Origin of the sequence: Xanthomonas sp. D-99, from assembly GCF_017746145.1 — a bacterium.
GTDB classification, from domain to species: Bacteria; Pseudomonadota; Gammaproteobacteria; order Xanthomonadales; family Xanthomonadaceae; genus Xanthomonas; species Xanthomonas cissicola.
The window spans coordinates 23,883-49,569 of record NZ_JAGHWU010000034.1 but is presented as its reverse complement, the minus strand read 5'-3'; the positions used below and the strand labels follow the sequence as shown (position 1 = coordinate 49,569).

Sequence of the window (25,687 nt, the reverse complement as noted above, 5' to 3'; positions counted from 1 at the left end):
CGTTGTTCAGACCTTCCTTAGACGTGACACCTCGTCCGTTAAGTTGTTTGGTGCACGGCGCGCCGTGCTAGACCTCGTTGCCACCGCTTGGGACGGCGGCCTGGTCGCTTCCGCTCAGCGCTTTTCCAACGTGGCGCGATAGCGCAGCAAGGCTTCCGGCGCATCGGTCTGGATGATCGACACACCGTCGCGGTACATCCGGCCCCAGACCTTGTCGGGATCGCGCTCGGCGTCCGCATCGCCGCCATAGCCGGCAATGAAGCCGTCCCACAACGAATTGACCATCAGCCGCACGTTATGCGCCTTGCTCACCGCTGCCAGTGCCGGCAATTGCGCGGCGGTCATCTTCGGCAACTCGAATGCCATCGGGCGTGCATTGCGCGTCTGTGCCGTTGCAATGGCGGCAAGATCGGCCTTGCCATGCGCGTTGATCAGGATCGGGAAGAAGTACACCGTATCGAACGGCGGCATCGCAGCCAGTGGTGCGGTGAAGATGCCGGCTTCGGCCTTGACGATCACCTGATGCTGCATGCCGGCGCGTGCGACTGCGTCGATCACCTGCACGTAGATCGCGTCCTTGACATCCAGGTTGAGCAGGATGTGCCCCTTGGCCTTGGCCAGCATCTGCTCGAGCGTGACCACGCGCTGGTCGGTCAGCGGTGCCTGTGCACCGCCTTCGTCGCTGCGCAGGCGCAGTGTCTGCAGATCGGCCAGGGTCAACTCGGACAGCTTGCCGGTGCCATCGGTGGTGCGGTCCACGGTGGCGTCATGCAGCATCACCAGACTGCCATCGGCGGCACGCCGCACATCGGTTTCCATCACATCGGCGCCGATGGCGATGCAGCGCTCCAACGCCGCCAGCGAGTTTTCCGGCGCGGTCTCGATGAAGCCGTGCTGTGGCGCGGCAGCATGACACCCGCGGTGCGCCACCACCACGATGCCGCCCTGCGGATTGGTCAGGCGCGCCTGGATCGCGGCCACGCCTGTCGGTGCGGCGCTCGCCGCAGTGGCCACAACCGCGCGCAGCACGACGGCGAGGACGGCAATAGGGCGTGATGTCATCGAACGGCTCCAATCAGATGTGTGCAATACGGTAGCGCGGCAGACGGGCGTTGCCGCGCTTCACACGCGCTGGTGAAATCAAGCGGGTAAACGGCAGGCATCGATCTCAGGCTGGTACGCATTGCCCACCCGTTGCCCGGGCCGCGCTCACAGCGTCGGCGTGAACCGCAGACCCACCCAATAGGTGGTGGGCACCGAATAACTGTCCTTGAGCAGATTCTGCCCGGGGCCGGTCACGCTGGTGATGCGGCTATGGGTGATATTGCTGACCTGGCCGATCACGCTCAACTGCTTGCTCACCGCATAGGTGGCGGTGAAATCCAGTTGCGAACGCGGCGACCAATACAGGTCCTGCCAATCGATGTTGCTGACGATGGAACGCAGCGCCTTGCCTTGCCGGTTGTAGGCCGCACGCAGTTCCAGCCCGCCGGCGTTGTAGAACAGCGTTGCGTTGGCGGTGTAATCGGGCTGACCCACCAGATTGTCGAGCTTGCGCTCGCGCTGGGTCAGGCTGCTGCCGCTGCCGACGCTGTAAGGCACGTCCAGACTGCCATCCAGCAATGCGAGGTTTGCGCTGAAACCGACGCCACTCAACCACGGCGCGATCGGCCCCAATGTGTTGACGATGCCGTTGAACTCCACGCCGCGGATACGCGCCTTGGCGGCATTGGCCGGTGTGCTGATTAACGCATTCGCATACGTGGTGCCGTCGAAGGTGAAGCTGTCGGTGCGCGAGAGCGTAAAAATCTCGTCCTGGATATGTTTGTCGAAGACGGCAGCCGACGCAAACGCATCGAAATCGCCGGGAAGGCGCCATTCCAGCGATAGATCCAGGTTGTTGGACACACGCGGCTTGATGTCGGGGTTGCCGATGGTGACGGTGACGCCCTGCGCGTTCGGGTTGCCGGCGTCTGTCGTATTGACGAAGCCGATGGAGGTACGCGCCGCATAGGCATCGTACGGCGGGCGGCCCAACGTGCGGCTTGCACCGGCACGCAGATCCAGCGCATCGGTCAGGTGATAGGTCATCACCGCCGACGGCAGCAGATAGTCGTAGTCCGCACTGGTCGGGTTATCGACGTACACGTAATGATTGGTTGCCGCATCCAGCTGCCGCTGGCGGCCCACCGTGTCGAGCTTGGTGCTGTCGAAATGCACACCGGCCTGCACATTCAAACGATCGCTGCGATAGCTGATCAAGCCATAGCTGCCGAAGGTCTTTTCGGTATGCGTGAAATTATCCTGATTGCTGAAGGCTTGCTGGTCGGTGCTGTTGAACGCGCTCAATGGCGTGGCCGCCAGCACGTGATTGGCCTTGTCCGGATCGATGCTCAGCAGGTTCAAACCGGCATAGCGCATCGGCGCCCTACCGGTGCCCACCACGTCGGCCAGGCCGAACGCCGGCGCCGTCGTATTGGGCTGATACTCGACGCGATAGATCTCGTAGGACGGCTTGTCGGTGGTATACGACACGCCTGCCGCAAAACCGATGCCCTGATCGCTTTCGCCTTGGTTGAAACCGTAATCGAGCCGACCGGTCAGGATGCGATCGGACGCGGTGCGCTTATAGTCTGGGCGCCAGTACGACAGGCTGTAATTGTCGAGATTGTTGTATGCCTGCGGCGACACGCCGAACCGTTGATCGAAGCCGGAGGTGTCGTAATTGAACGCATAGTTGGGCGTGGCATTGACGGTCACGCCACTGCCGGTCTGGCCCACCGGCACCGGTGCCGGGCGCGTGATGCCGGTGGCGTACTTGATCATGCGAATCGGCTCGTCGTAGGTCGCATCCGACCACGCACCGCGCGCGGAAAACTGTTGGCGATCGGTGGGCCGCCAGATCGTTCCCAGCTGCGCAACCTTGGTACGCGTGGTGACGATCTGGTTTGAATAGCCCACCTCGATGTCGCCGCCGGGATAACTGCCGGACGTTGCGGTCTGATTGAAGACCCGACCACGGTTGCGCGGATCGATGATGACCTCGTTGCGCTCCATGTCGTCCTTGAAATAGTAGTAGCCGGCCATCGCGTAGGCTTCGAGCGCCGCGCTGGGCCGCATCTCGAACTTGCCGGTGAGGCCATAACGGTCGCGCTGATCCTGCACGTACCAGTATTTATCCTGCTGCGGTACCGCCCAGCCATTGCCGAGACTGTCGCCGGTCTGCAAGACACCGCTGTTGTCGTAGAACCCGTAGTGCACCGTGTCGGTGGTCATATGGGTTTCGGTGTAGCTGCTCAGCGTTTGATAGTTGGCAGACACGGTGACACCGTACTGCTGCTCGCTACCGAAGGTGCGGCTACCGGTGGCGTTGACGCGATAGCCCGGATCGTCCTGATCGCGCGGCTTGCCGACATCGTTGGCGTGGCCGAGTGCGGCTTCGGCGCTGAAGAACGGTTTACCGCCATTTTCGAACGCGCTGCGGGTTTTCAGGTTGATCGCACCGCCGGTGGCGTTGGGATCCAGGTCGGGGGTGAAGGTCTTGACCACCTGCAATTCGCTGACCATCGAGGCCGGCAACAGGTCCAGGCGCACGCCGCGCGTGATCGAACCGAGCGTGCCGTTCGGTGTGCCGGGCGAGGCGATGGTGAGCCCGTCGATGGTGACGTTGTTGTACGAGGGCCCCAGGCCACGCAATACCGGCGTGGCTGCTTCATCGCGCGGATGCTCGTTATCGGTGGCAGGCAAGACGGACAAGCCAGGCACGCGCCGCAATGCCTCGACGATGGTGCTGTCGGGCAAGGCACGCACGTCGGTGGCGCTGATCACATCGGTGATATTGGTCGCCGCACGCTTGCTTTCCACCGCAGCCGCGTTGGCGCGGCGCACGCCGGTGACCTGCATGGCATCAAGGGTCTTGACGCCGCTTTCAGGCCCGGCCGCGGCGGGCGCCTCGCGGCCGGCTGCATCGTTGCGCGAGGTTGTGGAGGCGGTGTCCGAGGGATGCTCTGCCACCGACGCCGTCTCTGTGGGACGCTGCCCCTCATTGGATGACGCCGTGTCCGGGCGTATTGGTGACGCAAGACCCACGGCGTCGGATGACACGCCGACGGTTTGCGCCTGCACTGCAGGCGAGCATGCGGCAATGGCCACGGCAAGAACGGACAGGTGCATACGGTACGGATCGAAGCGCTGCATGGAATCCCGTGAGTTGCGCAGCACTGACGCCGCGCCGATGAGAAAGCACGCCACCGTAGAGCGTAAAAATGACCTTCGCGTGTCGCCTGCGTCGCAGCGAAAAGACAATGCGCAGCGATGGCGCGGCATACGAAGCTGGGACGGCGCAGGAGCGCGCTTGCGCGCGACGGGACTCCTCCCGTAACGCCTCATCGCGCGCAAGCGCGCGCGCTCCTGCATTGATCTCCTAAGGCTGCACCACCGTCATCGTGGCTGGCGTGCTGCGGCCCACTCCGCGCAGCTCGGGGCGGTACATGTCTTCCACCAGGGATGGCGGCACCGTGTAGGTCCCCGGGGTGACGGCACGCACCAGGTAATACACCTGCGCCTTGCTGCCAGACGACAGCGCCAGCGCGGCCACATAGCGGTCGTCGCGGAACTCTTCGTGCTTGACGTCGGCGGCGCTGGACCGCTCGCTGATGCCGATGCCGTCCACCACTACATCGGCCCATTGCTTGGCATCGCCGAGATTGAAATTCTCGATCTCCAGGCCGGCCGGCAACAGGTCGGTGAGCAAGGCGTCGGGCATGCTGCTGTTGGCAGTGATGCTGACGCGCACGATCAACGCTTCGCCTTCCTTGAGTGGGCGCGGGGTCCACGGCTTGCCGTCGGTGGTGTACCAGCTGCGCTCCACGCTGAGATTGCGCGTGTCCGGTTCCGGTGCGCTGCGCGGAATGCCGGCCACTTCCAGGCTGGCGTACATCGGCGCCTCGCCTTGTGGTGCGAACTGCACACCGCGCGCCAGGGCGGCACTGTCGAAGCTACGCCCGAACACACGTGCGGGTGCGATCTGCTGCACCTGGTCGCCCACCGTCAAGGTACCGGACACCTGCTTGCCCTGCCCGACCATCAAGGCCTTGCCCAACCGCGCAAGCGCCACTTGCTCCTGCGTGCTCAGCCATAGCCAGCCGGTAGCGCGACGCGCATCCAGGGCGCGGCCCAGGGCCACCGCGCGGGTGTCGTACTCGGGCTTGGACAAACCGCGTTCGTGCAGCAACGCCATCATCAAGGCATCGTCCCGGATCGCGCTGCCGTAATCGCCGAAGTACGGCGGACGCTCGCTGCTGTCCTTGGCAAACCCGGCCTTGATCGCCGCTTCGCCACGCTTGGTATCGCCCTGCAGCGACAAGGCGATGCCCAGATGGACCAACGACAGGCCCGTCAGTGCCTTGTCGCGCTGATTGTCGTACAGCGCGCGCAGCGTGCCCAGCGGCGCACGGTTGACGCGTGCCAGTACGTACCCGGACCAGGCCTGATTGGCGAACTTCAGGTTGTCGCGACGGTCCTGCCCGTAGAACTCGTTGCCACCGGACAACAGATCTTCGCTCAGGCGGTTGAGCGCCTTTTGCAACACGTTGTCGGGCACCGCAAAACCGGCGTCCTTGGCATCGAGCAGGAACTCGGCGATATAAGGCGTGAGCCCTGGGTTGACGTAGCCATCGTCGCCCCACATCGAAAAATGCCCGCTGGCGATCTGCATCGACGCCAGACGCCCGAACGCACCTTCCATGCGCTCGCGGCGCTTGGCCGGCTCCAGCCCCTTGGTGCCGAGCGCCCTGGCGGTGGCATCGTCGAGCAGCAGCGCTGCATAACCCTTGCTGGTGGTCTGCTCGGCGCAACCATACGGATACTCCAACGCGCCCTGCAATGCGCTGGCGAACGGAATGGGCGGCAACGCGCTGACCACCATGCGTGCGGTCACCGAGCCGGCCATCAGGCCATCGGCAAATCCGCTGTCCAGGGTGATCGGCGCCAGCGGATCGAGCACGCGGGTCTGCGCACGCAACACCTGCGGCCAGCCGGCGCGCACCGGCAACTCGTAGCTGCGGTCGGCCTTGAATCCGTTGCCGTCCACGCGCACGCGCACCTTGGCCACGCTATAGCCTTCGGTGGCGCTCAGCGGGAAGCTCAGCGTCTGCTTGGCGTCCACGCCGAGCTTGACGCTGCGCGACGCTTCGCCGAGGGCGAGCGGGCCAATGCCCTCCACACGCACGTTGAACTCGCCCGGCTTGCCGGTGAAATTCTGCACGTCCAGCGTCACCGTACTGCGGTCGCCCGGGGCCATCACGCGTGGCATGCTGGCTTCGGCCAGGATCGGCGCACGCACGACGGTTTCCATGTCGCGATTGCCGTAACGCGTGTCCGAGTACACCAGCGCCGACACCCGCAAGGTGCCGTTGAAATCCGGCACCGGCAGTTGCACGCGCGCGTTGCCGCGGGCGTCGAGTTTCACCGAGCCGGAAAACAGGTCAACGGTCTGCACGCGCGCGGTCGGGCGCTTGGCCTGCGGCAGGGCTTCCAGCGCCATGTCGCCACCGAACTTGAGCTTGCCGCTGGCGCCTTCGAAACTCTCGATCACCCGCCCATAGATGTCGTACGCATCGGTCCCCAGACGACGCTGCGCGAAGAACTGCGCGTTGGCATCGGGCACCGGGAAACGGGTGATGTTGAGGATGCCCACATCCACTGCCGAAATGGTCACGTGCGCGGCCTTGCCTGCCAACTCGGGCACGCTCACCGTCACCGGCAGGGGCTGCTCGGGGCGCATCTGCTTGGGTGCGGACAAGCCCACCGCCACCCGCCGCGCCTTGCGGTCCATCGGCACATAGGCCACGCCCACCGCACGTGCCGGAGTGATCTTGCTGGGCGCACTGCCGCCGCGGAAGACCAGTGCGGTGACATACACATCGTGGCGCTCCCACGCCTCGGTCACCGGAATCTCGAAGCTGCTGCCCGGCTTGACGTCGATGTCCTGCACGTACAGCAGCTTGTCGCTTTCCACCAGCAGCACCCCCTTGCCGGCATGCGGCGGGGTCAGCGTGACCTTGAGCGTATCGCCGGCGCGGTAGCCGGTCTTGTCCAGCGCCAGCTTGACCTTGTCCGGGCGCGCATCCAGGCCACGGTTTTCATCGTTCCAGCTCCAGCCGGCGCGGAACGGGTAACGCGTGGTCAGCCCGCTCGCCGGGTCGAAGACGTCCAGGCGGTACTCGCCCCATTCCACCGGAAAATCGATCTTGGCATTGACGCTGCCCACATCGAGCGTGCGCGTGTCCTTGTTTTCGAAGCGACGGGTGAAGTCGTAATCCCAGTGGTTGTCGGTGTAGTTCCAGTGGTAGTCGCGCAGCTCGCGCACCAACGTGACCTTCAGGCCCTTGGCCGGCTGCGGCTTGCCATCGGCATCCACGCGGGTCACTTCGAAGCGCGCCGTCCCATTGGCATCGGCGCCGTCTTCGTCGTCGAACAATGGCCGCACGCCGACCAGGGCCTTGGCCGGCCACAGCACGCGCTTGAGGGTGCGGGTGACCGTGCGCCCGCCAGTTTCGTACACGCTGCCGGAGACGACCGCGGCAATCGTGCTGATCGGCTTGGCCTCGTCCGGCAATGCGATGTCTTCGCGCAGGATGCCGTCGTCACCGAACTCGGTGTCGATCACGTCCTTGGCTTCGCGCGGCAGCTCCAGCGTGGGGTCGCCGAAGAACCAGCCGGGCAGCGCTTCGAGCGGATGCTGCTCGACGCTGACTGCCAGCTTGGCGGTGAAACGGTTGCCAGCGGCCGGCGCGCCGTACAGATACGCGGCATTGGCCACCAGCTTGAACGGCTGGCCGGCGCTCAAGATCTGTTGCGTGCTGTCCAGGTCCAGCTTCATGCGCTCGGGCAGGAACTCTTCCACGCGCACGGTCATGCCCTGCACGGCGTCCTTGCTGGCCGGATCGGTGCGGAATTCCACCTGCCAGCGGCCGGTCGGCGCATCGGCCGGAATCTGCTGGGCAAATTCGAAATAGCCCTGCTCGCCCGGCAACAGCTTGGTCTCGCGGAAGGTCTTGCCGTCCGGCTGCTTCAGGCGCAAAAACACCGGCTGCGGCTTGGTGGGCTTGCCGTCGTTGTCGCGCAGGATCGCCGAGACCCGCATGGTTTCGCCGGGGCGGTACAGATCGCGACCGGCCCAGGCGAACACATCGAACCACGCGCCCTGGCGGCCGGCCACGGCGAACTCGCTCAGATCCAATGCCGGCTGGTTGAACGGCAGCAGCGAAATGTCGGTCTTGCTGCGTGCGGTCAGCACATGGCCGGCGTCGAGCGTGTAGTTGAGCAGCGCATTGCCGTTGCCATCGGTTGCACCTCTCAGGAACAACTCGCCCTTGGCGTCGAGGATGCGTAGCTCCACGTTCTTGATCGGCTCGCCGCTCTGCAACGAGGCGGTGTGGACGAACAACTTGTCCTTGTAGGCGCGCGTATGCAGGCCAATGTCGCTGACGGTAAAGAACGCTGTGTCGAATTCGTTTTCGAAACTGCCGGCGCGCTTCATCACCGCGAAATACAGACCCGGTTCCTGCAGCTCCTTGATGTCCTGCGTCGGCAGGTAGGTCAGCACGCGTTCGTTCTGCTTGCCGCCAAGAATGAAGCGATTGACGTACACCGGGTCGGCCAGTTGGGACAACGGCTGGTTACCGCTGTATTCGCTCTCCAGATCCCAACTGCCACGGCGCCCGCCACGCTGGAACTGCTGGAAGAATGCCGGCAGCGATTTTTCGCGCACGCGCAGGAACTCGACATCCACCTCCGGCACGTTCACCGACACCACCGGCAGACCACGGCTCTCACGCGCCGGCAGCACGCTGCCCTGCGAAGCGAACCCGGCCACCGGCTTGAGTTCGCCGGTGTAGACCTTTTGCTTGAGCGGCTTGCCCAGGCGGCTGCCGTCGGCGGCCAGCAGGTTGGCGTCGACCAGCACGGTGTAGTCCTTGGCCGCTTCGACGTACGGGTAGCGCAGCGTCTTGCCGTCCTCGGACAGCGTCCAGCTGCTGTCGCCCGTGCCGACCTTTTCTTCGAAGCGCACCAGCGCATCGAAATCCTGCGTGCCGACCAGCGGCCGCGAGAATTCCAGTGCCAGCGACAGGCCGTCGCTGGTCTGGTCGGGATAGGCACGCGCCAGCGCGAAACCGGTGATGGCCTGCTTGTCGGCCTTGATCGCCTCGCCGCTTGCCGCGGGCAGCTGACCGCTTTCGTTGCGCTTGCACGCCACCGCGCCGATCGCCACGGCCAGCAACACCGCCCACAGCAACATCCGCGGTGTGCCCGACCGCATCATCCGTGATCCCTGGCTGTCCATTCGTGCTACTCGCGATGTGAGAACGCAAGTATAGCGACGGCGCGCATCTGGCTGCTGGCGCCAAAGCGACGACGTGGCTGCTTGCCGATGGGCGGCAAGCGTGCGCTGCTGGCGAGCGTTGCGATGGCAAACTGGCGGTGAGCGCATGGTTTGGTAACCGCGCCTGGAGCGAGTGCCGGACCACGTCATGCCGCCTAGCGCAGGCAGCTGGGCTATGACTTGGCTGCAGGGCCCTTGCCCGCCCGCCATCGCAGGACATGCAGCGAGTACCTCCCTGTAAGCTCCGTGGCGGCATCCAGGCCGCCCAGGGTCCCGCGACGGCGAGCGGGCAAGGACCAATTACGATTGGCCGGTGTCTCTGAGAGCAGTGCTCAAAGCGCCTTTTTGATCGCCCCTCGCTCGTTCTGTCGTCGCGTCCATCGAATGCCAAACAATCGATCCGCGACAGCACGCCAACCGAGTCGAAATGAGCCGCTTTCAGTTGGTCGCCAGCCAACTGTCTGGGCGCGCCGCCCTCGCCGCTTGCGGGACCGTTGGCGGCATGGATGCCGCCATCGAGCCTCCAAGGATGGATTCACGGCGTGTCCCGCGAGCGGTGAGGGCACTGCGCTGTCGACCAACCAGGCTCTTGACTAGCTCACAAAGAGCTGCAAAAAAGCACTCGCCGCGGGGCACGGGCATTGACGACATTTGTTCCCCGCTATCAGGGCAACTCCAGCAACGAACGCATGTACAGTTCGATCAGCGCCGGCTTGTCCACGCGCAGACAGGCCTGCACATTGGGCGCACCAGCACCTTCGCGGGTATAGCCTTGCGCATCCACGTCCAGATGCAGCGGCGTGGTCGGGCATAGCGCCGGGCGTAGCAGCCAGGCCACCGGTACTACATCAAACAACGTGGGCGTGGCACTGGCCCAGGGCTGGTCGGTGTTGCGCCACTGGTAGTACAGCTGCGTCAGCGCATCGGTCAGTCCGTCACCGTGCGCGAACAGGGCCACGCGCTCGGGCTCTTCCAGCGTGACCTGCGTGGCATCCAGCGGCAACAACACGATTGGCACACCAGATGAGAACACGCGCTGCGCTGCCGGCACGTCGGCCAGGATGTTGTACTCCGGCGCCGGCGCACTGGCCGGACGATACGCAGACTTGCCATAGCCCACCCGCACCGATCCGCCCATCGCCACCACACGCTTGAGCTTGGCAAAGCCGGCCGGGTCGCGTTGTTGCGCCAGCGCCGCATCGGTCATCGGCCCCAGCACCAGCAAGGTGACCTCGCCCGGATGCTGGCGCGCCTGCTGCAGGATCATCGCGGCCGCATCAGGCAGTGCCGCCGGCACCTGTCCCTTGGCCGCCCAGCGTGCCTGGCTAAACGCAATGCTGCTGGTGGTACGTGCGCCCACCGCCAGCGGGATCTCGCTGCGCCCGGCCTGCTGCAACAACCGCTGCAGTAACTGCACACGCAACGTCGTGTCGCCCCATGCCGATGCGATGCCCAGTACCCGCAACTGCGGGCGACGCAGCAGCAACCCCAACGCGAACGCATCGTCGATATCGTCGCCGATGTCGGTGGAGACCACCACTTTCTCGCTCTGCACAGATGCCGGTGTGGATTGCACAGCTGCGGCGGACTGCTGCGCCCACGCGGCTGTCGACACGCACCACATCGCCACCAATCCCCACGCGCGTTGCCAGGTCCGCTGCATCTGCCCACTCCTGCTGCCATAAAAAAAACCGCCGGCATGATAGCCGGCGGTTTGATAGTGCTACACCAAAGCGCCGATCAGAAGTTGGCGCGGAACTGCGCACCCACGATGCGCGGGTCGTTGATGAAGCCGGTGAGGTTGTTGAAGTCGATCGCGCCGGTCACGCGGATCTGGTTGGTGCAATTGCGGCAGAACACCGACAACTCGTACGCACCCGCGCCCCAGTTGTAGCCGATCTTGGCGCCACCTTCGACCAGCGGCTGGCCGGTGAATTCCTTGGAGTCGTACAGGAAGAAGTTCACCTCGCTGCGGTACGACCAGTCCGTGTAGAAGAACAGCTCGCCGTCGTTGCCCATCGGAATGCCGTAACGCAGGGTGGCATTGGCCATCCACTTCGCCGCCTGCGGCAAATCGTTGCCGTCGATCACTGCGCGGCCGGCCGCATTGATCGGGTCGGTGACGGTGCAGGTGCGGCAGATGCCCACCGACAGGTTCGGGTCGTCGATGCGGGTCCAGTTGTAGGCGCCGCCGGCGGTAACGCGCAGGTTCTGGGTCAGCAAGGCTTCGAAATCGAACTCCGCACCGCGGGCCTTGGTCTTGTCGGCGTTGAGCAGACGCACGTCGTTGGACGCACCACCCACCGCCGTGAGCTGCTGGTTCTTCACCCGGAAATCGTAGATATCGAAGCTCAGGCGCGCGCGGTTGTCGAACAAGTCCGACTTGATGCCGAGCTCGAACGAATCCACCGTCTCCGGCTCGGCCACGGTCAGCGGCGCAGTGCCCGACGGCACGCCGAAGCTGGCGCCACGAAAACCGCGTGCCGCACGTGCGTACACATTGACGTCGTCATTGATGGAGAAGGTGGCCGCCAGATCGCCGGTGACCTTGGAGTTGTCGGTCTCGCCGCTGGACGGTTCGACCAGGGTGACGCGATCCAGCGCCAGTACGTCGAAGGTCTTCTTGTCGTAGGTGTAGCGGATGCCGGCGCGCAGGTTCAAACGGTCGGTGGCCGCGTAGTTCAACGAGCCGAACGCCGCCCAGGAGGTATTGCGCTGGCGGGTCAGCTGATAGCTGGCCAGATCACCGCCGCTGAGGGTGTTGTAGGTGTAGTTTTCGCCTTCCACATCGTCGTGGAAGTAGTACAGGCCGGCCTGCCAGTTGAGCGGGCCGTCATACTGCGATTCGGCGCGCACTTCCTGGCTGTACTGATCCAGGCTCTTGATGCCGCCGGCGGTTTCCACCGGGAACGGAATCACGCCCGGGCCCGACGGCGGTGCGAACACCGCACCGAAGCCACCGTCGATGTCGCCACGGCTGTAGTACTTGCCGATGCCTTCGTATGCGGTGATCGAGTGCAGCGCGATGTCGCCCAGATCCCAGGTCAGGCTGGCGCTGCCGCCGTAGGTCTGCAGTTCCTGGCGGTTGGCACCGTCGATGAAGGATTTTTCCGCATCGAAGCCATCCACCAGCTGATTGGTACCGGGCTGGATGATGTTGGCGCGGAACAGGCGCGCGGTGCCGTCCAGATGGCGCGCATGCGCATTGAACAACGCGCTGAAGTCGTCGCTGGCCTGGTACAGCAGCTGCAGGCGCACGGCCGAATCGGTATAGCCTTCCAGATCGCGGCCGTCGCGGTTTTCCACCCAGTCGTCGCGGCGCTGGCCCAGCGTGGACAGACGCGCCGCCCAATGGTCGCCCATCGCGATGCTCAGGCCGCTTTCCAGGGTCGTGGTGCCGTAGGTGCCGTAGGACAGGCTGGCGTAGCCGTCATTGGCGCCGATGGTCGGCTTGACCGAATTGAACTTGACCACGCCTGCCGGCGTGTTGCGGCCGAACAGCGTGCCTTGCGGGCCGCGCAGCACTTCCAGGCCTTCCAGATCGAAGATCGGGAAGCCCTTCAGGAACGCGTTTTCCTGCACCACGTCGTCATAGATCAACGACACCGGCTGCGAGGCGTAGGTGTTGAAGTCGGTATTGCCGTAGCCGCGGATGTACACGCGCGGGAACACACGGCCGTTGGACGATTCGATGTTCAGGCTGGGCGCCTTACCCGCCAGCACGCGGATGTCCGAACCGCTGGTGGAGATGGCATCCAGGAATTCCGGGCGCAACACCGATGCGGAAACCGGCACGTCCTTGGAGTCTTCCGAACGCCGCTCGACCGTGACCTTGACCGCATCCAGACGCACGACGCCGTCGTCGCTGGGCGTCTGCTGGGCAACGGCATGAAGCGGAAGAAGGGAAACGACGGCAACGGCAAGCGCGCTGATCTTGAGCGACCGGCTGGCGGACATGGGAGGAACTCCGGATTCTGGTGGCGGGGCGGCCCGGCCTGCGTGCCGCGGTGCAACAGAATTAACACGATTTACACAAATATGGCAGAGCGCGTGCGAAAAAGTTTTCGGAATTTGAAAACTTGTTCGAATTAATGCAACGCAGCCTTGCCATTTATACGACAGCGTGTGGGAAGCGCGGTTAGTGGCGCTGGCCATTGCTCCTGTACTTGATTACCCAACCTCGGCAACAGGCGCCGGCACCCTGACCCACCCCTCCATCAGCACCCGCGCACTGCGGCTCATCAGCGCCTTGGTCACCTGCCACTGGCCGTCGACCAGCTGCGCCTGCGCACCGACCCGCAAGATGCCGGACGGATGCCCGAATCGCACCGCCGAGCGCGCCGCGCCGCCGGCAGCCAGATTGACCAGCGTGCCCGGCACGGCCGCAGCGGTGCCGATCGCAACTGCTGCAGTGCCCATCATCGCGTGATGCAATTTGCCCATCGACATCGCACGCACTAGCAGATCGATTTCTGCCGCGTGCACCGGCTTGCCGCTGGACGCGGTGTAGTCGGCCGGCGGTGCCACGAAGGCGACCTTGGGCGTGTGTTGCCGCGTCGCGGCGTCTTCCACCTTCGCAATCAGACCCATCCGCACCGCAGCGTGCGCGCGCAACGTCTCGAACATGGTCAAGGCGCGCGGGTCACCATTGATGGCGTCCTGCAGCTCGGTCCCGGTGTAACCCAGGTCGCGCGCGTTGACGAAGATGGTGGGAATGCCCGCGTTGATCAGCGTGGCATCGAGCGTGCCCAGCCCGGGAATCTCCAGTTGATCGATGACGTGGCCGGTGGGAAACATTGCCCCGCCGTCGCCTTCGGCGTCGTCGGCCGGGTCGAGAAATTCCAGCTGCACTTCCGCCGCCGGAAAGGTCACCCCATCCAGTTCAAAGTCGCCGGTTTCCTGCACCAATCCATCGGTCATCGGCACATGCGCCACGATGGTCTTGCCGATATTGGCCTGCCAGATCCGCACCGTGGCCGCACCATCGCGTGGCACGCGTGCCGGATCGATCAAGCCGCTGGCGATGGCGAATGGCCCCACCGCCGCCGACAGATTGCCGCAGTTGCCGCTCCAATCCACGAACGCGCTATCGATGGACACCTGCCCGAACAGATAGTCCACATCGTGCCCATCGCGCGTGCTGGCCGACACGATCACGCTCTTGCTGGTGCTCGATGTGGCCCCGCCCATGCCGTCGATCTGCTTGGCATACGGATCCGGGCTGCCGATCACCCGCAACAACAACGCATCGCGTGCAGCCCCCGGTTGCTGCGCGGCGGTCGGCAGATCCTGCAGACGGAAAAACACGCCTTTGCTGGTGCCCCCGCGCATGTAGGTGGCGGGGATGCGGAGTTGGGGAGCGAATGCCATGAACGTTCCTTTGAAACGACGTGCAGAAGTGATGCAAAAAATTTTGCGTAACGCGTCGGTAAGACCATGCGAGGCATCACCATGAGGATCTCAAGCACGCCCTCCTACTCAGGTCATAGCGGCAGTTGCGCCTGCTCCGGCAGGAGGCCCTCGGGTCGCAATGGCCAAGATCCGAGGGTTACATAGCGATACGGTCGCCCACCGCCTTCGACCAATAGCACCTCAGTGGCGTGCCAAGTGATGGGCACGATGGGATGGTTGAGCTTACCGGGCGCTGCATAGCTAATCGTTACGTGCGGCGTATGTCCACCCGCAACGCGTAGGCCTTCCGCACGCAGCGCTGCTGCGATGGCAGCCTGCAATGCAATGAAGGCAAATGGGTTTCCCTCTGCCCGGAATGCCCAATGTACCGGGTCTGTTCCGCGACTGGTAATCCGGTTCAAGCAGAACGTAATCGCCTGAGCATCGAGGCGATCGCCCGCGCGCAGCATTGCGGCACGCGCAACAGACCCTTCGAACCGATCCGATACCGACTGGTGCCAGTTGCCTGGATAGAAGTAGGCGTCACCAAGCATTGCATCGAGGCCGTGTACGGCCACAGCACCGACCATGACTTCAAGCACCTGCGGTGGCGGCTTGAGCATGAAGATCAATCGCGAAGAATCGACCACGATGCTGCCCTATGCGGCCTTGTTTGCATCAAGAAAATCCTGCGCAAACCGCTGCAACACGCCGCCTGCTTCGTAAATCGACACTTCCTCCGCGGTATCCAGACGGCAGGTCACCGGCACCTGCAGCTGTTCGCCATCACGCCGGTGGATCGACAACGTCAGCGTGGCGCCAGGCGTGCGCTCACCCACCACGTCGAAGGTTTCGCTGCCGTCGATGCCCAAGGTCTTGCGGTCGGTGCCAGGCTTGAACTCCAGCGGCAGCACGCCCATGCCGATCAAATTGGTACGGTGAATGCGCTCGAAGCCTTCGGCGACAATCACTTCCACACCGGCAAGCCGCACGCCCTTGGCTGCCCAGTCGCGCGACGAGCCCTGCCCGTAATCGGCGCCGGCAATGATGATCAGCGGCTGCATGCGCGTCATATAGGTTTCGATCGCCTCCCACATGCGCAGCACCTGGCCCTCCGGCTCCAGCCGGGCCAGCGAGCCAGCCTTGACCTGCCCATCGACCACCGCCATTTCGTTGATCAATTTGGGGTTGGCGAACGTGGCGCGCTGTGCGGTGAGATGGTCGCCGCGATGGGTGGCGTAGGAATTGAAGTCTTCCTCCGGCACGCCCATGTGCGCCAGATATTGCCCGGCCGCACTGCCGGCCATGATCGCGTTCGACGGCGACAAATGGTCGGTGGTGATGTTGTCGCCCAGCACGGCCAACGGGCGCATACCGCGCAGCGTGCGCGCGCCGGCCAACGCGCCTTCCCAATACGGCGGGCGCCGAATATACGTGCTGGCCGGGCGCCACTCGTACAACGGGTTCACGCTGATCCCCCGCCCCGCGCTGCGCTTGAACATCGGGTCGTAGACGCTGCGGAAGTGTTCGGGCTTGACGCTGCGCGCCACCACCGCGTCGATCTCGGCATCGCTCGGCCACAGGTCCTTGAGCGTGACCGGCACGCCGGCGGCATCGATGCCCAACACATCCTTCTCGATATCGAAGCGCACGGTGCCGGCAATGGCATAGGCAATCACCAGCGGCGGCGAAGCGAGAAACGCCTGCTTGGCATATGGATGGATACGCCCGTCGAAATTGCGGTTACCCGACAACACCGCCGTGGCATACAGGTCGCGATCGATGACTTCCTGCTGGATCGCAGGATCCAGCGCCCCGCTCATGCCGTTGCAGGTGGTGCACGCAAACGCCACGATGCCGAAGCCCAATTGTTCCAGCTCGCTCAGTAACCCGGCTTCTTCCAGATACAGTTGCACCGCCTTGGATCCCGGCGCCAGCGAGCTTTTCACCCAGGGCTTGCGGGTCAATCCACGCGCATTGGCATTGCGCGCCAGCAAACCGGCAGCGATGACATTGCGCGGGTTTGAGGTATTGGTACACGAGGTGATCGCGGCGATGATCACGGCGCCATCGGGCATCTGGCCCGGTACGTCTTCCCATGTACCGGCAATCCCACGATCCGCCAGTTCGGTGGTGGCCACGCGTTTGTGCGGATTGGACGGCCCGGCCATGTTGCGCACCACGCTCGCCAGATCGAAGTGCAGCACGCGCTCGTACTGTGCGGTGGCCAGATCGTCTGCCCATAGGCCGGTATGCCGCGCATAGGTCTCCACCAATGCGACCTGCGCATCGTCGCGACCAGTGAGCCGCAGGTAGTCGATGGTCTGCTGGTCGATATAGAACATCGCCGCCGTCGCACCGAATTCCGGCGTCATGTTGGAAATGGTCGCGCGGTCGCCGATGGTCAGCGCCCGCGCACCATCCCCGTAAAACTCGAGATACGCCCCAACCACGCGTTGCGCGCGCAGGAATTCGGTCAATGCCAGCACGATGTCGGTGGCGGTGATGCCAGGCGCAGGCCGGCCGGTCAATTCCACACCGATGATGTCCGGCAGGCGCATCCACGAGGCGCGCCCCAGCATCACGTTCTCCGCTTCCAACCCGCCGACGCCCACCGCGATCACGCCCAGCGCATCCACATGCGGCGTGTGGCTGTCGGTGCCCACACAGGTATCCGGGAACGCCACGCCATCGAGCGTGTAGATCACCGGCGACATCTTCTCCAGATTGATCTGATGCATGATCCCGTTGCCTGGCGGAATCACTTCCATGTTCTCGAACGCACGCTTGGTCCATTCGATGAAGTGGAAGCGATCGGCGTTGCGGCGATCTTCCACGCTGCGATTCTTGGCAAACGCCTGCTTGTCGAAGCCGGCGTATTCCACTGCCAGCGAGTGGTCCACGATCAACTGCACCGGCACCACCGGATTGACCTGCGCCGGGTCGCCGCCCTGCTCGGCAATGGCATCGCGCAGGCCGGCAAGATCGACCAATGCGGTCTGGCCCAGGATGTCGTGACACACCACACGTGCCGGGAACCACGGAAAATCCAGCTCGCGCTTGCGCTCGATCAACTGCCGCAGGTACGCCTCCAGCAGTTGCGGCTCTGCGCGCCGCACCAGGTTCTCGGCATGCACGCGTGCGGTGTACGGCAAGGTCGCATACGCACCGGGCTGCAGCGCATCGACGGCGGCGCGTGCATCGAAGTAATCCAATGAGGTGCCCGGCAAGGGCTTGCGGTACTGGCTATTCATGGCGGGCGATATCGGAGCGGGCGGGGGAATCGGGAATCGGGAATCAGGAATCAGGAATCAGGAATCAGGAATCGAACTTAGCGTTTCAGAGGTCTGCAGGTCTTGCTGCCGCTGATCTGGCTTGCGAGATCCAATCGCCTTCGTTGAAGAAGGCGACCGAGACGCACAAGTCAGCGACTGTGCACAGCGTCCTCAGCTGCGCTGATCCAGCGGCACGAACACCTGATCTTCCGGCCCGGTGTAATTGGCCGAGGGGCGAATGATCTTGCCGTCCATGCGCTGCTCGATGATGTGCGCGCTCCAGCCGGCTGTGCGCGCCAGCACGAACAAGGGGGTGAACATCGCTGTCGGCACGCCCATCATGTGGTAGCTCACCGCACTGAACCAATCCAGGTTCGGGAACATCTTCTTGATGTCCCACATCACGCTCTCCAGACGCTCGGCGATGTCGTACATCTTGCGGCTGCCCTGTTCATCGGACAGCTCGCGCGCCACGTCCTTGATCACCTTGTTGCGCGGATCCGATACCGTGTACACCGGGTGCCCGAAGCCGATCACCACTTCCTTGCGTTCCACACGCGCCTTGATATCGGCTTCTGCCTCATCCGGCGTGTCGTAGCGCTTCTGCACCTCGAATGCCACTTCGTTGGCACCGCCATGCTTGGGCCCACGCAACGCACCGATGCCACCGGCGATGGCGCTGTACATATCGCTGCCGGTCCCGGCGATCACGCGGCTGGCAAAGGTGGACGCATTGAATTCGTGCTCGGCATACAGGATCAGGCTGGTGTGCATCGCGCGTACCCACGAGTCTTTGGGCGCAAAGCCATGCAGCAGGTGCAGGAAGTGCCCGCCGATGGAATCGTCCTCGGTCTCCACCTCGATGCGCTTGCCGTTGTGGCTGTAGTGATACCAGTACAGCAGCATCGAACCGAGCGAGGCCATCAGCTTGTCGGCGATGTCGCGCGCACCCGGGTGGTTATGGTCGTCTTTTTCCGGCTGCAGGCAGCCCAGCACCGACACGCCGGTGCGCATCACATCCATCGGATGCGCCGACGGAGGCAACTGTTCCAGCGCGGTTTTGACCGCAGCCGGAACGCCGCGCAGCGAGCGCAGCTTGGCCTTGTAACCGCGCAGCTCGCCGCGGTTGGGCAGCTTGCCGTGCACCAGCAGATACGCAATCTCTTCGAACTCGCTGGTGGTGGCCAGATCGAGAATGTCGTAACCGCGGTAATGCAGATCGTTGCCGCTGCGCCCCACCGTGCACAGGGCCGTGTTACCGGCGGCAGTGCCGGACAAGGCGACGGACTTTTTCGGCTTGAAGCCAGGAGTGGCAGTGTCGTTCATGCGATGAGCTCCCAAACTGTGTGGTGTCGCGGTGTGGCGTGCGAGATGGCAATGAAGATGATCAGCAACGCGTCATCATGCGCCTTTGCGCGCAAACAACGTATCCAGCCGCTGCTCGTACTCGTGATAGCCGATGCGTTCGTACAGCTCTTCGCGCGTCTGCATGCTGTCCAGCACGCCCTGCTGATGACCGTCGCGCCGAATCGCCGTGTAAACCGCCTCAGCCGCCTTGTTGGCGGCGCGAAACGCCGACAGCGGAAACAGCTGGATCGCCACGCCGGCCTGCGCCAGCTGGTCGCGCGTCAACAGCGGGGTCTTGCCGAACTCGGTGATGTTGGCCAGCACCGGCACACGCACTGCATCGACAAAACGCCTGTAGGTATCCAGGTCGTAGGCGGCTTCGGCGAAGATGCCGTCCGCACCCGCCTCCACGCAGGCAATGGCGCGTTCGATCGCCGCCTCCACGCCTTCCATCTGGATCGCGTCGGTACGCGCAATCAGGAAGAACGCCGCATCGGTCTTGGCATCGGCTGCGGCCTTGACCCGGTCCACCATCTCGCCCTGGCTCACGATCTCCTTGCCCGGCCGGTGGCCGCAGCGCTTGGCACCAACCTGGTCTTCGATATGGCAGCCGCCCGCACCCGCCTTGATCAGCGATTTGATGGTGCGCTCGATGTTGAACGCGCTCGGTCCGAAACCGGTGTCCACATCCACCAACAGCGGCAGCTCGCACACATCGGTGATACGGCGCACGTCGATCAGCACGTCTTCCAGCGTGTTGATGCCCAGGTCCGGCAACCCCAGCGACCCGGCCGCCACGCCGGCGCCTGACAGATAAATCGCCTGATAGCCTGCGCGCTGCGCCAGCAGCGCATGGTTGGCATTGATCGCGCCGATTACCTGCAACGGCGATTCGGCAGCCAGTGCGGCGCGAAACCGCGCGCCGGCGGAGGGAGTGGACGAGAACGTCATGGCGGTTCCTTGGATGGGATGACCAATGCAGGCGCAAACACCATGCCAAGTGCAACCGGTTGATTTTCATACCACCGAGCGCGTCGATTGTTGTATAATTGCAACAATTGATTCACCCTGAAACACCTTGAAACGCGACAACGTCATGCGCAGCCCTGCCCTTTCGGAAACCGCGGACGCTTCCTTGCCCATCATCTGGACCGTCAGCGTCTCGCGCCTGACCGGCCTGCTGGCCGACGTCATCCCCGAGTTTGACCAGCGCGCGCGCATCGAGCAGATCAACCTCGGCTTTGCCGAAGCGGTCGAGGTCATCGGCCAGCGCCTGCGCCGCGAGCGCTGCGACGCGCTGGTGGCCGGCGGATCCAATGCGGCCTACCTGCGCAGCCGGCTCGCGCTGCCCTTGGCGCCCATCCAGGCCACCGGGTTCGATCTGATGGAAGCGCTGGCGCGGGCGCGCCGCATCGCGCCGCGCATCGGCGTGGTCACCCATGCCACCGATGTGCCGTCGTTTCACGCCTTCCAGCACAGCTTCGATCTGGAGATCGAACACCGCCGTTTCGTCACCGCCGAAGACGCGCGCGACTGCATCGCCGATCTGCGCGCCAGCGGCATCCAGGTCATTGTCGGCACCGGCATGGCGATCGACTTCGCCGAGCAGGCCGGGCTGCCTGGCGTGCTGCTGTATTCGGCCGACTCGGTGCGTCATGCGCTGGAACAGGCCATTACGCTGGGCACCGCTCCAGGCACCGACCGCGTCGCCGCTCGCACCACCACGCGCCGCATCCGCCGGGCCGACGCCCTGCTGGGCGACGACAGCGCAATGCTGCACGTGCGCGAGTTGGTGCAGCTGTACGCACCGCATGCCGGCACCGTGTTGATCAGCGGCGAAACCGGCACTGGCAAGGAACTGGTCGCACGACAACTGCATGCCGGCAGCCGCCGCCGCGGCCGTTTCGTGGCGATCAATTGTGGCGCCATCAGCGAATCGTTGCTGGAGGCGGAACTGTTTGGCTACAGCGACGGCGCCTTCACCGGAGCCCGCCGCGGCGGTCACACCGGCCTGATCGAAACCGCGCAGGACGGCACGCTATTCCTCGACGAAATCGGCGAGTTACCGATGCCGTTGCAAACGCGGCTATTGCGCGTATTGGAAGAGCGCGAAGTGCTGCGTGTCGGCGCAACCGTGCCCGTTGCGATCGACGTGCGCGTGGTCGCCGCCAGCCTGCAGGAACTGCAACAGTCGGTCGAACAAGGCCGCTTCCGCCGCGACCTGTTCTATCGCCTTGCCGCGCTGCGCATTGCACTACCGCCGTTGCGACACCGCCACTACGACATCGCCCTATTGCTTGCGCATTATTTCCAGCAACTCGGCAGCATTCCATCGCCGTTGTCGCCAGCTGCATTGCAACGCCTCCAGCAACATCCCTGGCCCGGCAACGTGCGCGAACTGCGCAACCTGGTCGAACGCCTGTGCATTCACTGGAAAGCCCAACCGCACGATAGCCTGAGCCTGGAGCAACTCGAACGCTGGGCGCCGGAATTATTCGATACGCCTGCCGACAACAACGGCGCACCACGTGAGCATGCCGATTTAGCGACCTCTCGCCTGCAGCTCACTGCTAGTGCAGTCCGCGTCGCGCTCGACCGCGCCAACGGCAACCGCGCCCTTGCCGCGCAAGCGCTCGGCGTCTCGCGCACCACGCTATGGCGCTGGATGCAGGCGCAGAAGGCGGCGTCGCGTGCATAGGGCAGCGCGAACTTGCACGACTGGTCAGGCGACGCATGCATGCATGACTTCCACACTCAGGCGGTAAGTGGAGGCATGGCATGCGCACTCAGCGCATGAATGCGCGGCCCACGCTCATCGCCGTATGGCGCCGCAATCCAAACGACATGAGGCAGTTATCTGGTGAAACGATCATCTCGCCTACCGCAACGCCGCGCCTCCATCGCATGTCGTTGACCAAGCATCTCGCCGTCACTTCACACGCGTGTATTCGGTATCGCCCGTGCTCAGCTTGCCGGTCGCCTCATCGATTGCGTAGTTGACCGTGCCGACCCCGTTGGACACCTGCAGCACACCCTTGGTCAGCAGCGCCGGATGATTGCGCGTCTTGACGCCATTGCCGAACAGCTCCGGCTGGGTGTCGCGAATGATGAAACTTTCGCCATTGTGCTCGATGCTCAGCACGTGCTTTTCCGACTTCACATCGATCCACTTGCCCACGTACTGCTCGCCCACATCGCGGGCACAGCCAGCCAGCAACGCCATCGCAACCAGAGCACTTCCAAGCGGCGCCTTCATCGCTACACCTTCTTCAACGCGGGGCATCGAAGGATGGCAAGTCCTTGCTGAGCCCGCAACAAGCAGACACAAGCGATTGACCAAGCTACCGGCGGCTTGAACATACCCGTTGCCCCCAGCAATGACGAACACCGGAACGTCTATAAAGCCAACGATGCATCGCGCTGATCGCCCAACTGCGTGATCACGACGCATAGCGTCGGCAATTGCGGTCAGCCAGGTTCGCCCATGCAACGCCATGCATGCAACATGGTTGGTTGCGTCTGCGGCCTACCACCTGATGAGGTGGTCGATAGAGAAGGCTTTGCAGGATGGCGGAAGACAACAAAAAACCGGCGCATGGCCGGCTTTTTCTTCGCGTCGAAACCCATGGAATGCCTGGATTTCAATGGTGGGCGGTACAGGGTTCGAACCTGTGACCCTTGCCGTGTGAAGGCAATGCTCTACCGCTGAGCTAACCGCCCGGTGACGCGAGCCGCACATTATAGGGCAGCGGCGGCGGTCGTCAACAATTGTTTACTTGCCCTCTTTCACGCCAGCGAGATGGCACGTCCATCGCACCGGTCTGCCGCGATGACCTAGCAGCTCCACCGCGAGCCTCGCTGCCGCCTTGCCGCGCCTCTGCCGCTTACATCGTATGCGTCGGCTTGTCCGAGGTGGTCAATCCGGCCAGCAGCGTCTCGATCTTGTTGCGCACCGCCTCGCCTTCCGGGCCGTCGGGGAACTGTACGCCGATGCCGGCGGCGCGGTTGCCCTGTGCGCCGGCAGGCGTGGTCCAGATGACCTTGCCGGCGACCGGCAGACGCTCGCTGGAGTCCGGCAGGGTCAGCAGCAGGAAGACTTCATCGCCCAGCATGTAGCGCTTGGGCGTGGGCACGAAGATGCCGCCGCCTTTCACGAACGGCATGTAGGCGCTGTAGAGCGCTGGCTTGTCTTTCAACGCCAGCGACAAAATGCCTTGGCGTGCATTCATTGCACTCATCGAGTTCCCCTAGAACGTGGCTGGCGCTCTCCCTCGCGCCAGGACAGCAACAATTCCGTCACCGCCAGGTCGGCGCGGACGGTGGTGCGCAGCAGATCGCGGGTGCGGTTGGCAGCGTCGAACCAGGTCGCAAGCTTGTGCAACCGCGATGGATCGGTCAAGCCGGCCGATGCCTGTGCCAACGCCAGATCGGCGGCATGGCGCAGGCGCTGGTCGGCCTGGCCATCGTTGGTCCAACGCTGCGCGACATCGACCGCACCGGCGCGTCCATTGGCGATCTGCTCCAGATCCTGCGCAACCGCACGCCGGACGGCCAGGCCATCTTCGCGCAACCACTGCGCGGCCAGACCGGGGTGGCCGCGCGCGGCGTCCAGTGCTTCCTGTGCGGCGCGCTCGCTCACCCCTTGCGAGAGCAACCAGGCCAGCGCCTCGTGCGCAGGCGGCAGCTTGAATTCCAGGCGCTGGCAGCGGCTGCGGATGGTCGCCGGCAGACGCGCTGGCTGCGCGCTGATCAACCACAGGTAGCGCCCCGGCGACGGCTCTTCCAGGGTCTTGAGCAAGGCATTGCAGGCCGAGCGATTGATCGCATCGGCCGGGTCGACGATCACGACCTGGGCAATGCCGTACTGCGGGGTCAGCGCGAGCTTCTGCGAAATCTCGCGCACCTGCTCGATGACGATCTCGGTACGCAGCTTGTCGCCGGTGCGATTGGGAATGAACGAGACCAGTTGCAGGTCCGGATGGGTACCGGCGGCAATCAGCTGGCGCGTGCGCTGCGCCAGTGCCGGGTCTGGCGAGCTGGCCAGGACGTGCTCGGCAAGGGCCAGGGCGACGGCACACTTGCCCAGACCTTCCGGGCCGCAGATCAGCAACCCATGTCCAAGGCGCCCCGCATCCAGTGCAGCCACGGTTTGGTCGAAGGCGCGCTGCTGCCAGGGCGAAAATGCGGCGGTCATGGCGTGGGCTCCGTCTGCGGCGTGCTCGGCAGCCGGCGGCGCTGCAGATAGCGCGCCACCGCTGCGTTATGTTCGGCCAATGTGGCCGAGAACGCGTGCGCCCCGGTGCCATCGCCCACCGCCACGAAATACAGCGCCTCGCCGGGCGCCGGCCGCACCGCCGCCAGCAGCGCCTCGCGGCCCGGCATGGCGATCGGCGTCGGCGTCAGGCCGGTACGGGTATAGGTGTTGTACGGCGTATCGGTGGTCAGGTCGCGGCGACGGATATTGCCGTCGTAGCTGCTGCCGATACCGTAGATCACGGTGGGGTCGGTCTGCAGCTTCATGCCCAGCTGCAAGCGGCGCAGGAACACCCCGGCGATGAGCGGGCGCTCGGAGGCCAGGGCCGTTTCCTTTTCGATGATCGAGGCCAGGATCAATGCCTGCTCCGGCGAGGCGAGTGGCAGGTTCGGGGCGCGCTGCTCCCAGGCCTGCGCCAATGCCTTGTCCATGGCCGCATGCGCGCGCTTGAGTACATCGATATCGCTGTCGCCACGCTGGTACACATAGGTTTCCGGCAGGAAGCGCCCTTCCGGATGCTGCTTGGCAACCCCCAGCCGGGCCATCAGTGCCGCATCATCCAGCGCATCGATGGAATGTTGCAGCGGCGTGGCGGTCGCCAGTGCGGCGCGCAGCTGACGGAAATTCCAGCCTTCCACGATCGTGAAGCGGTACTGGATCACCCGCCCCTGGCGCATGCGCGTCAGCAGTTCACGCGGCGACAGCGCTGGCGACAGCGCGTACTCGCCCACCTTGAGCTTGCCGGCCGCATCGACCTGGCGCGCCAGCAGTTGCCATTCCAGCTCGGTGCCCTGCGCCAGGCCGGCAGCGCGCAGTTTGCGCAATGTGGCCTTGAGCGAATCGCCGGGCGCAATCACCACGCTGGGCGCACTCGCAGGCACGGGAGTATCGGCGAAGTGCAGGTAATGCCGCCACGCCACCACGGCGGCAATCGCCAGCAGCGCTGCGAGCAGCACTCCCGTGCCCAGCACGGCCAGACATCCGCGTTTGCCAGTCACCGCCACACCCACCTCGTCATTGCCGCTGCGCCGCGAA

The 25,687-nt window shown here is 64.3% G+C and carries 15 protein-coding genes and 1 tRNA gene; 1 reads left to right on the top strand and 15 read right to left on the bottom strand.

What is annotated here, in order from left to right:
• Positions 1-114 precede the first annotated feature (114 nt).
• From J7360_RS13580 to prpB, 10 genes are all read right to left on the bottom strand, one after another.
• Positions 115-1,062, bottom strand: coding sequence for a glycerophosphodiester phosphodiesterase family protein (locus J7360_RS13580; protein ID WP_209034063.1), 948 nt, complete (start codon positions 1,060-1,062; stop codon positions 115-117).
• A 147-nt stretch (positions 1,063-1,209) separates the two neighbouring features.
• A complete protein-coding gene (locus J7360_RS13575; protein WP_209034061.1) occupies positions 1,210-4,197 on the bottom strand; it encodes a TonB-dependent receptor in 2,988 nt (995 codons plus the stop codon).
• Positions 4,198-4,423: 226 nt separating this feature from the next.
• On the bottom strand, positions 4,424-9,325 hold the full coding sequence (locus tag J7360_RS13570; RefSeq protein WP_209034059.1) for an alpha-2-macroglobulin: 4,902 nt from the start codon (positions 9,323-9,325) through the stop codon (positions 4,424-4,426).
• 724 nt (positions 9,326-10,049) lie between these two features.
• Positions 10,050-11,048: a nucleoside hydrolase gene (locus J7360_RS13565; RefSeq protein WP_042676284.1), complete on the bottom strand. Its 999-nt coding sequence runs from the start codon at positions 11,046-11,048 to the stop codon at positions 10,050-10,052.
• Positions 11,049-11,125: 77 nt separating this feature from the next.
• Positions 11,126-13,342 (bottom strand): TonB-dependent receptor, encoded by a 2,217-nt coding sequence (locus J7360_RS13560; protein ID WP_057661342.1) that lies wholly within the window; start codon positions 13,340-13,342, stop codon positions 11,126-11,128.
• 213 nt (positions 13,343-13,555) lie between these two features.
• Positions 13,556-14,755: a 2-methylaconitate cis-trans isomerase PrpF gene (prpF, locus tag J7360_RS13555; RefSeq protein ID WP_057661340.1), complete on the bottom strand. Its 1,200-nt coding sequence runs from the start codon at positions 14,753-14,755 to the stop codon at positions 13,556-13,558.
• Between the two features lie 113 nt (positions 14,756-14,868).
• Entirely contained in the window at positions 14,869-15,426 is a 558-nt protein-coding gene (locus J7360_RS13550; protein ID WP_057661338.1) for a hypothetical protein, read from the bottom strand.
• Positions 15,427-15,435: 9 nt separating this feature from the next.
• On the bottom strand, positions 15,436-18,030 hold the full coding sequence (gene acnD, locus J7360_RS13545; RefSeq protein WP_057661336.1) for a Fe/S-dependent 2-methylisocitrate dehydratase AcnD: 2,595 nt from the start codon (positions 18,028-18,030) through the stop codon (positions 15,436-15,438).
• Positions 18,031-18,222: 192 nt separating this feature from the next.
• Positions 18,223-19,377 (bottom strand): 2-methylcitrate synthase, encoded by a 1,155-nt coding sequence (gene prpC / locus J7360_RS13540; protein ID WP_007969021.1) that lies wholly within the window; start codon positions 19,375-19,377, stop codon positions 18,223-18,225.
• Positions 19,378-19,452: 75 nt separating this feature from the next.
• Complete coding sequence (gene prpB, locus J7360_RS13535) at positions 19,453-20,349, bottom strand: methylisocitrate lyase (RefSeq protein WP_209034057.1); 897 nt, start codon at positions 20,347-20,349, stop codon at positions 19,453-19,455.
• Positions 20,350-20,476: 127 nt separating this feature from the next.
• Between prpB and prpR the strand changes: the two genes are divergently transcribed.
• On the top strand, positions 20,477-22,096 hold the full coding sequence (gene prpR / locus J7360_RS13530; RefSeq protein WP_176215028.1) for a propionate catabolism operon regulatory protein PrpR: 1,620 nt from the start codon (positions 20,477-20,479) through the stop codon (positions 22,094-22,096).
• A gap of 231 nt (positions 22,097-22,327) precedes the next feature.
• Here prpR and J7360_RS13525 read toward each other — a convergent pair whose 3' ends face one another.
• The 5 genes from J7360_RS13525 to mltG form a co-directional block, all read right to left on the bottom strand.
• Entirely contained in the window at positions 22,328-22,654 is a 327-nt protein-coding gene (locus J7360_RS13525) for a hypothetical protein (protein ID WP_039732060.1), read from the bottom strand.
• A gap of 389 nt (positions 22,655-23,043) precedes the next feature.
• Positions 23,044-23,118: transfer RNA gene (locus J7360_RS13520), tRNA-Val, on the bottom strand.
• Between the two features lie 164 nt (positions 23,119-23,282).
• On the bottom strand, positions 23,283-23,636 hold the full coding sequence (locus J7360_RS13515) for a PilZ domain-containing protein (RefSeq protein WP_003483889.1): 354 nt from the start codon (positions 23,634-23,636) through the stop codon (positions 23,283-23,285).
• Complete coding sequence (locus J7360_RS13510) at positions 23,633-24,592, bottom strand: DNA polymerase III subunit delta' (RefSeq protein WP_209034055.1); 960 nt, start codon at positions 24,590-24,592, stop codon at positions 23,633-23,635. The genes J7360_RS13515 and J7360_RS13510 overlap by 4 nt, the downstream gene beginning before the upstream one ends.
• Positions 24,589-25,662 (bottom strand): endolytic transglycosylase MltG, encoded by a 1,074-nt coding sequence (gene mltG / locus J7360_RS13505; RefSeq protein ID WP_007969011.1) that lies wholly within the window; start codon positions 25,660-25,662, stop codon positions 24,589-24,591. The genes J7360_RS13510 and mltG overlap by 4 nt, the downstream gene beginning before the upstream one ends.
• Positions 25,663-25,687: the final 25 nt, after the last annotated feature.

Coding starts and splice junctions, on each gene's coding strand:
- prpF (WP_057661340.1), bottom strand. CDS start 14,755: ATGGCATTCGCTCCCCAACTCCGCATCCCCGCCACCTACATGCGCGGG.
- J7360_RS13565 (WP_042676284.1), bottom strand. CDS start 11,048: ATGCAGCGGACCTGGCAACGCGCGTGGGGATTGGTGGCGATGTGGTGC.
- J7360_RS13570 (WP_209034059.1), bottom strand. CDS start 9,325: ATGATGCGGTCGGGCACACCGCGGATGTTGCTGTGGGCGGTGTTGCTG.
- J7360_RS13510 (WP_209034055.1), bottom strand. CDS start 24,592: ATGACCGCCGCATTTTCGCCCTGGCAGCAGCGCGCCTTCGACCAAACC.
- prpC (WP_007969021.1), bottom strand. CDS start 19,377: ATGAACGACACTGCCACTCCTGGCTTCAAGCCGAAAAAGTCCGTCGCC.
- J7360_RS13525 (WP_039732060.1), bottom strand. CDS start 22,654: ATGAAGGCGCCGCTTGGAAGTGCTCTGGTTGCGATGGCGTTGCTGGCT.
- J7360_RS13515 (WP_003483889.1), bottom strand. CDS start 23,636: ATGAGTGCAATGAATGCACGCCAAGGCATTTTGTCGCTGGCGTTGAAA.
- acnD (WP_057661336.1), bottom strand. CDS start 18,030: ATGAATAGCCAGTACCGCAAGCCCTTGCCGGGCACCTCATTGGATTAC.
- prpB (WP_209034057.1), bottom strand. CDS start 20,349: ATGACGTTCTCGTCCACTCCCTCCGCCGGCGCGCGGTTTCGCGCCGCA.
- J7360_RS13580 (WP_209034063.1), bottom strand. CDS start 1,062: ATGACATCACGCCCTATTGCCGTCCTCGCCGTCGTGCTGCGCGCGGTT.
- J7360_RS13560 (WP_057661342.1), bottom strand. CDS start 13,342: ATGTCCGCCAGCCGGTCGCTCAAGATCAGCGCGCTTGCCGTTGCCGTC.
- J7360_RS13575 (WP_209034061.1), bottom strand. CDS start 4,197: ATGCAGCGCTTCGATCCGTACCGTATGCACCTGTCCGTTCTTGCCGTG.